This is a genomic window from Acetatifactor sp., from assembly GCF_982438285.1.
On the sequence record NZ_CEWDFQ010000160.1, the window covers coordinates 1 to 6,938 of the forward strand.

General features: G+C 46.3%; 9 protein-coding genes and 1 pseudogene. 1 reads left to right on the forward strand and 9 read right to left on the reverse strand.

What is annotated here, in order from left to right:
• Nucleotides 1–143 (forward strand): AraC family transcriptional regulator (locus tag AC1WIP_RS09095; protein ID WP_481141551.1); only part of this gene is annotated, 143 nt, incomplete at its 5' end.
• Nucleotides 144–158: 15 nt separating this feature from the next.
• On the opposite strand, the gene buk is transcribed toward AC1WIP_RS09095, so the two are convergent.
• The 9 genes and pseudogenes from buk to AC1WIP_RS09140 form a co-directional block, all read right to left on the reverse strand.
• Nucleotides 159–1,226 (reverse strand): butyrate kinase, encoded by a 1,068-nt coding sequence (gene buk, locus AC1WIP_RS09100; RefSeq protein ID WP_481141543.1) that lies wholly within the window; start codon nt 1,224–1,226, stop codon nt 159–161.
• Nucleotides 1,227–1,323: 97 nt separating this feature from the next.
• A complete protein-coding gene (ptb, locus tag AC1WIP_RS09105; protein WP_481141544.1) occupies nt 1,324–2,241 on the reverse strand; it encodes a phosphate butyryltransferase in 918 nt (305 codons plus the stop codon).
• 98 nt (nt 2,242–2,339) lie between these two features.
• Nucleotides 2,340–2,990: an HAD family hydrolase gene (locus AC1WIP_RS09110; RefSeq protein ID WP_481141545.1), complete on the reverse strand. Its 651-nt coding sequence runs from the start codon at nt 2,988–2,990 to the stop codon at nt 2,340–2,342.
• Nucleotides 2,991–3,123: 133 nt separating this feature from the next.
• Nucleotides 3,124–3,858: a hypothetical protein gene (locus AC1WIP_RS09115; RefSeq protein ID WP_481141546.1), complete on the reverse strand. Its 735-nt coding sequence runs from the start codon at nt 3,856–3,858 to the stop codon at nt 3,124–3,126.
• A gap of 92 nt (nt 3,859–3,950) precedes the next feature.
• On the reverse strand, nt 3,951–4,415 hold the full coding sequence (locus AC1WIP_RS09120) for a low molecular weight protein-tyrosine-phosphatase (protein WP_481141547.1): 465 nt from the start codon (nt 4,413–4,415) through the stop codon (nt 3,951–3,953).
• Nucleotides 4,318–6,018 (reverse strand): recombinase family protein, encoded by a 1,701-nt coding sequence (locus AC1WIP_RS09125; protein ID WP_481141548.1) that lies wholly within the window; start codon nt 6,016–6,018, stop codon nt 4,318–4,320. Before AC1WIP_RS09125 ends, AC1WIP_RS09120 begins: the two co-directional genes overlap by 98 nt.
• 134 nt (nt 6,019–6,152) lie before the next feature.
• A complete protein-coding gene (locus AC1WIP_RS09130; RefSeq protein ID WP_481141549.1) occupies nt 6,153–6,389 on the reverse strand; it encodes a hypothetical protein in 237 nt (78 codons plus the stop codon).
• Nucleotides 6,390–6,392: 3 nt separating this feature from the next.
• The gene (locus AC1WIP_RS09135; protein ID WP_481141550.1) at nt 6,393–6,602 is read right to left on the reverse strand and encodes a hypothetical protein; all 210 of its coding nucleotides are present in this window, start codon (nt 6,600–6,602) and stop codon (nt 6,393–6,395) included.
• A gap of 100 nt (nt 6,603–6,702) precedes the next feature.
• A pseudogene (locus AC1WIP_RS09140) lies at nt 6,703–6,852 on the reverse strand (helix-turn-helix domain-containing protein); the annotation flags it as partial.
• Between the last annotated feature and the right edge of the window lie 86 nt (nt 6,853–6,938).

Consider the following 6,938-nt stretch of genomic DNA (forward strand, 5'->3'; position numbering starts at 1 on the left):
CCCGCGCCGCGCTTCTTACCACGGACAATACCATCACAGACATAGCACTGGAATATGGATTCAATGACAGCAACTACTTCAAGGATCTTTTTAAAAAGGTATACGGGAAATCCCCCAGGGAATTCCGCAAGCATCCCGACTGAATACAGGTGTTATTTTTAATAATCCTTTGCCTGCTCCTCGCCGTTTAACACACGCAAAGCCCCTTGCGCCAGCGCTAAAAGCTCATCCTCCCCAGGGTATACGGTAAAGGGCGCAATCCATTCCGCTCTCTCCCGCAGAGCGTCCACAACGTCCTGGCCGTAGGCAATGCCTCCCGTTACAATGATCTGATCCACCTTTCCGTTCAGCACACAGGCCATGGAACCGATATCCTTTGCTACCTGCAGCAGGAATGCCTGTTTTGCCTCCGCCGCCTTTTCGTTTCCTTCATTGGCCATCTTTGTGACTTCCCGCATGTCGTTGGTTCCAAGGTAAGCATTGAAGCCGCCCTTGCCTACGATTTTCTGATACACCTCTTTTTCCGTGTATCTGCCGGAAAAGCACATTTTCACTAAAGCGCCGCTGGGAACCGCCCCCGCTCTCTCGGGAGAAAAGGCCCCGTCTCCGTCCAGAGCATTGAACACATCCACCACTTTGCCGTACTCATGAGCGCCCACAGAAACGCCGCCGCCCATATGCACCACGATCAGGCGAAGAGATTCATAAGGTCTGCCCGTCTCCTTGGCATATCTTTTTGCCACTGCTTTCTGGTTCAGTGCATGAAACACGCTGATGCGGGGAAGCTCCGGCACACCGGAATATCTGGCGATGGGCATCAGCTCATCCACCACAACCGGGTCCACAATATAAGAAGGAATTCCCAGGGAATCACCGATTTCTCTGGCAAGGATTCCCCCCAGGTTGGAGGCATGCTGCCCCTGTACTCCTACCTTCAAGTCCTCTAAAAGGGCGTCCGTAACCAGATAGGTTCCCCCGGGTATGGGCTTCAGCATTCCGCCCCGTCCTACCACCACATTCAGGGATTTCAAATCAAAATTCTTTTCCTCCAACAGGTCCGTGATGATTTTCTTGCGGAAATCCTTCTGGTCTACAATCGTTGCATAACGGCCGATTTCCTCGGTGCTGTGTCTTAAGGTCTCCTCAAACAACAGGGTCTCATCCTCAAACACACCTATTTTGGTGGAGGTGGAGCCCGGATTGATAATTAAGCTTTTAATAGACATCTTATCTTTTCTCCTATCAAGTTTGTTCGTGATGACTGCTTCCGCAATATCTATTGCAACTTCCGCTGCACATGTTATGAATTCATCCAGCATATTACTATCCTTTTTTCATTTCCTCAGCCACAACTGCTGCCAAAGCCAGGGAATAGACCTTGGTTTCAAAGGTATCGGAACGACTGGTGAGAATCACCGGCACCTTCGTGCCTGTGAGAATACAGCCATTTTTTACTTTTACCATATGTACGATCGCCTTGTACACCAGATTGCCCGCATGAATATCCGGGAAAAGCAAAACATCTGCGTCTCCCTGAATACGGCGGTCTGTAGCTCCCTTATGCTTCGCCGCCTCCGGGTCAATGGCAAGGTCTAAGGAAAGGGGACCGTCCACGATACAGCCGGTCAGCTCTCCCTCCTGATTCATGCGCGTAAGCTCCGCCGCCTCCACCGTGACAGGCATCTTGGGATTCACCACCTCCACTGCAGCCAAAGGCGCTACTTTAGGCATATCCACACCGCACGCTCTGCACACAGGAATGGTGTTTTTGATAATATTTACCTTGTCCTCCAGGGTCGGATAAGTCATGAAAGCCACATCTGTCAAAAACAGCAGTCTGTCAATGCCTGGAATCTCAAACACACACACATGGGAAAGCACCCCTCCGGTGCGGAGTCCCACCTCTTTGTCCAGAACGCTTCTCAAGAAGTTTTTGGAGTCGATGAGCCCTTTCATATACATATCGGCAATCCCGTCATGGGCCAGCTTTACCGCCTTTAAGGAAGCCTGCACCATATCCGGCTCGTGGATGATCTGATATCCTTCCAAATCCATTTCAATGCCCGCTGCAATCTCTCTGATCTTCTCCTCGTCGCCCACTAAAATGGCGTCTGCAATTCCAAGCCTTTTTGCCTCCTTTACAGCCTCCAGCACAGCCTCGTCCTGCGCCACGGACACGGCAACTGTTTTTCTGCCGCACTCCTTGACCTTTGCCACAATGTCGTCAAAACCCTGTTTCATTTTTATCCTTCTATCCTTTCCGCCCGCAGATTATAGCTGTGTGAAAGCGGGCTGTTATTCCTATGCGCCGTATTGTTAAAATAATAACACAGTGCACTTCAAAAATCAACTGCCAGCGGACAAATTTCCATCAGGTTATCCACCCTGGCATACAGACACTTCTTCAGACTCTCATCCGGCTGGGTCTGGTCAGGCACCATAATCACCCTGCAGCCCGCCTGCCAGGCCGAAAGCACTCCGTTAGGGGAGTCCTCCACCGCAATACAGTCCCCGGGCGCCAGTCCCAGACTTTCACAGGCATACAGATAAATATCCGGGGCCGGCTTTCCCCGCTCCACCATGGACGCGCTGATAATTCTGTCAAAATAGGGAAAAAGCTTTGTCTGCCTCAAATACCTTTCTGTGGTCTCTAAGTCTGTGGCGGTGGCAACGGCAGTAGTTATTCCTCTTTCCTTCAGATATGGAAGCAGTACTTCGGCACCAGGCTTGCAGCCAAGTCCTTCCCGCTCTAGGCATTCCCTCATCATAGCCCTTCTTTTTTCTCTCACCGCCCAGTAGTCCACATCCTCTCCAAACCATTCCTTCAGCTTCTGGGGCGCAAAGGGCCGCCCTAAGCTTCTCATGGCAAGGGCCTGCTCGTCTGTCATGGCATAACCAAACTCCGCCATTGCCTTTGGCCAAAATATCCTGTAGTACTTTTCCGTATCAATGAGAGTTCCGTCCATATCAAAAATTACCGCCCTGGTCATTTTGCTTCCTTCCTTCTTCTGCCTTTTGTTTTCAGCATACTATATTTTCCCTCCGCTGTCATCCGAAGATTACAGCAAAAGGGACGTCCTTTCCAAAGAACGTCCCCGTTTGCTTTTGCGCCTTTATGATGCTTTATGATTCTGCTGTGGAAGCAGCCTCAGAGCTGCCCTCCTCCTGTGCCGTATCTTCCCCAGCCTCCGGCGCCGGCGCCTCAGGAGCCATACCCGCTGTCACGGAATTCACCTTTTCCCCCTGCAGGATAAAGGTTATAATATCGCCTGTCTGCAAATCCTCCACTGCAGCGGTTTCTCCATTTACCGTAATAATGGTTTCTTCATCCACCTCTATGGTCATGGTCTCGCCCGTAAGCTGCAGCTCCAGCTCCTCTCTGGCCGTCATTTCTTCCTCAGGCTCTAACACCGCTTCGCCTTCAAGGGTTTCCGCTCCAGCTGTGGTCTGACTGTCAGCTTCCTCCCCGGAGGTTTCCGCTTCTGCAGCAGTTTCCTCTCCTGCGGCCTCACTTTGCGCCGTTTCTCCAGAGACTTCTGAATTCTGCTCCGGTGCCTGACCGTCCGGCTCCTGCGGCGGTACCTGCGGCGTCTCGGCAAGCTCTACCGTAATATTGTTCCCCTCTATGGCTGAAATCTGTCCATAATACGTGACAGCCTCCTCTACACTGTCTGTGGCCTCCACTGTACTGCTCTCAGCCGCTTCCTCAGCTGTACTGCTCTGCGCCTGGCTGCTCTCCTGTACCGTGTCTGACCCGGAGGTACTGCTGCACGCAGTCATTCCTGCCATAACCATTGCTGCCGCCAAAATTCCGCAAAGGACTTTTGATTTCGTTCTCATCAGATTTTGTTTTTTCATAATATTTACCTCCATTTCCTGTTTTATGTAAGAAGAATACTATCCTTCTGCGTACAAAGTGTGTACAAAAAATGGAGTTTCTGTGAAAAAGATCATTTCATTGTCAAACAGTCAAGCAATCCCTTACAGCCTGCTTCCACATCTGCGTAGGTGTCTGAAAAATTTCCGGTGTACCAGGGATCTGCAATATCCCGGTCCGAGCCTGCAAACGTAAGCAGCTTATGGACCTTCTTTTCCGGGTCTCCTCCCAGTATGCGCAGCATATTCCGGATATTTGCACTATCCATTCCAATCAGATGGTCATATTTGTCATAGTCTGCCCGGGTCAGCTGCACCGCCCGCTTTCCTTCGCAGGAAATGCCATGACAGGCCAGCTCCTTCCTGGCAGGTGGATAGACGGGATTGCCCACGCCATTCCAGATTTCCTCTGTGCTGGTAGCTGCGGAGGCAATATGAAATTCATGGGAAAGACCCGCCTTGGATACCAGGTCTTTCATGACAAATTCCGCCATGGGGGAACGGCATACTTTCCCTATCAAATACATAATTTTCTTCATCCTCTGATACTAACTCTATACTTATTTCAGCCTTTCCACCGTCTATAAGTAAAACAGCTCCAGCCACTTTATCTAGTATAACACATACATCCTTATTCTCACAGACTATAATTTTCTTGATATGCTCCATAAGGAATTTTATCTTATTCTCTTCCAGCATCGCCTCATTTTCAAAAAGTATATCAATTTCATTATCTATATTCTTGATAGTATCCTCAATAGCCTTAATATCTGGATGCTCTTCTTGCGGTATGAGTAAAGCCTCCTTTGCTGATATTTGATTAACTATCTCCTCCCTTTTATTCTTAAATTCTTCCTTACTAATGAGCTCCTCTGTATAGGCATCTAACAGCTTAGCCTTTTTCCCCTCCAGTTTTTCTATCTCTGCCTTAATGGTTTCATTATTGTTAGGAGTAGTCAAGCTGTCTTTTAAATCCTCCAGCCACTTTATACTCCTCTTTTTTAAAAGTGCTTTGCTATATTCTATGGTACTATAATCCAAAAGCCGATCTGCTAAAATCACAAGGTATTTGTTAATATTTACTCCTGTAATAATAGCAGGATGCTCACAAGCTATGTTCCCTTTACCCAATTTTCCGCTACAGTACCATCCTACATACCCATTACTGGGATGTTTCCACAGCACTCTACCACAATGAGCGCAAAACATTTTGCCGCTTAAAATCTCTGTTCCCATCCGTTTTCCTCTGCCTTTTCCTTTACTATTTCCTTTGTTTTTATGGCTTTGGATCTCATCATTCACGGCATCCCAAAGTTCCTCTGATACTATCGGCTCATGGTCATCTTTTACTATTACCCATTCCTCCTCTGGTTTTTCTATTATCTGCTTAGTTTCAAAATCTCTATGATGTCTATTAAGGATAACCCACCCTTTGTGCATCACATTCTTTATAACTCTGCCTACTACTTCCTCTGTAAAATAAGAGCCTCTTTGATTTCTATAACCCTGCTCATTAAGAGCATCTCTCACTTTGCGGATACTGTGGAGTTCTCTATAAAGCTCATACATTTTACTTACTACTTCCCTCTGTTCTTCATCTACTACCCATTTGCCGCCTACAATTTTATAACCGTATGTTTGACCGTTTCCCATAGCAGATACAGGCTCCCCAGCTCTGGCTTTCTCTATCCGTCTATGATTAGTATTAAGCATTTTTTTAGAGAGATTTCTACTATACTCCTCCGCCATGATAGCTTTAATTCCAGTAATAAGAGCATTATCTGGAGAATAATAAGTACTCTCTAAATAGAAGTAGAGTTTTAACTTGTTTTGTACTAAGCAATCTATAAAATTATACCAATCTCTGGTATTACGCTGTAAACGATCTTGATCCTTTACTACTATAATATCAAATTTATCTTTTTCCATATCCTCTAAAAGCCGCTGATACTCATCACGCCGCTTTATAACAGTTCCACTCTTGCCCTCATCTACATATTCGTCTACCAGTTCCCAATTTTTAGAATTTATAACATCCCTACACTCATCTACTTGCTTAGGAAGTGCTCTAAGCTGATGCTCCTCCTGTGTGCTTACTCTGGCATAGAACACCGCTCTTAATCCTGCCTTTTCTTTAGCCATCCTACAGCCCTCCTTTATGATCCTGTGTTTTCCTGTGCCTCATTATTTAGGCTTAATTATCATAATCACAAAGAGAGCAAATTTTTATATAACCCTTGTATAAAAAAATAGAGCTAAGGATCTACTCCCTAGCTCTAATACTGTATCTCATCCCATTTACCAGATGTGCCTAAAAGCTCCTGCCAGCTCTTACCCTGTTTTATGCACTCCTTATACAGTCCGATCTCTCCACCGTACCGCTCATATACCGCCTCATAGACTTCTACAGGCATCCCTACAGTACATCCAAAGAGATCCCCTCCAATACGCTCATAATACTCCAGATAAGCCTTACCAATGGGAGAGGAGCTGTTTATAAATGCTTTTGCCATGACCTATTTTCCCTCCTTAAATTCTCGCCTGTGCTTACAGTTTTGAGGCTTTTCTTTCCCCGATTCCTCCAGATAGATTAAACAATATTTAGTACGCCCTATATCGAACATACAACCCTCACAACTCGTTTTTTCTTCTTCCTTGAGCTTAAACCAATTATCTCCAATCCGATAATTCTTATCATATTTTTCTAATAATTCCTGTAATCCCATGATCCGCACCTCCTGTAATAATCTAATCATATTATACTACATTCCTTAGAAATGAGGAAAAAACAGAGGAGCCTTTTACAACTCCTCCGCTATCATCTGATTATGACTTGATTTTCTTATTGCTCTCCCTTGAAAAATCCATGCTTTCTAAAGGAATTTGATATAGTTTACTTAATGCCAATCCCATCTCCATGCTGGGAGACTTTTCCCCGTTTTCCCAGCTCTCTACAGTATCAGCCTTAACCCCTACAGCTCTTGCTACCGCCTACTGTGTAAGTCCTGCCTGTATTCTACAAGCCTTTAATCTCCATTTCATAGCTACCAGCTCCTCCTTTT

Coding starts and splice junctions, on each gene's coding strand:
- buk (WP_481141543.1), bottom strand. CDS start 1,226: ATGTCTATTAAAAGCTTAATTATCAATCCGGGCTCCACCTCCACCAAA.
- ptb (WP_481141544.1), bottom strand. CDS start 2,241: ATGAAACAGGGTTTTGACGACATTGTGGCAAAGGTCAAGGAGTGCGGC.
- AC1WIP_RS09110 (WP_481141545.1), bottom strand. CDS start 2,990: ATGACCAGGGCGGTAATTTTTGATATGGACGGAACTCTCATTGATACG.
- AC1WIP_RS09115 (WP_481141546.1), bottom strand. CDS start 3,858: ATGAAAAAACAAAATCTGATGAGAACGAAATCAAAAGTCCTTTGCGGA.
- AC1WIP_RS09120 (WP_481141547.1), bottom strand. CDS start 4,415: ATGAAGAAAATTATGTATTTGATAGGGAAAGTATGCCGTTCCCCCATG.
- AC1WIP_RS09125 (WP_481141548.1), bottom strand. CDS start 6,018: ATGGCTAAAGAAAAGGCAGGATTAAGAGCGGTGTTCTATGCCAGAGTA.
- AC1WIP_RS09130 (WP_481141549.1), bottom strand. CDS start 6,389: ATGGCAAAAGCATTTATAAACAGCTCCTCTCCCATTGGTAAGGCTTAT.
- AC1WIP_RS09135 (WP_481141550.1), bottom strand. CDS start 6,602: ATGGGATTACAGGAATTATTAGAAAAATATGATAAGAATTATCGGATT.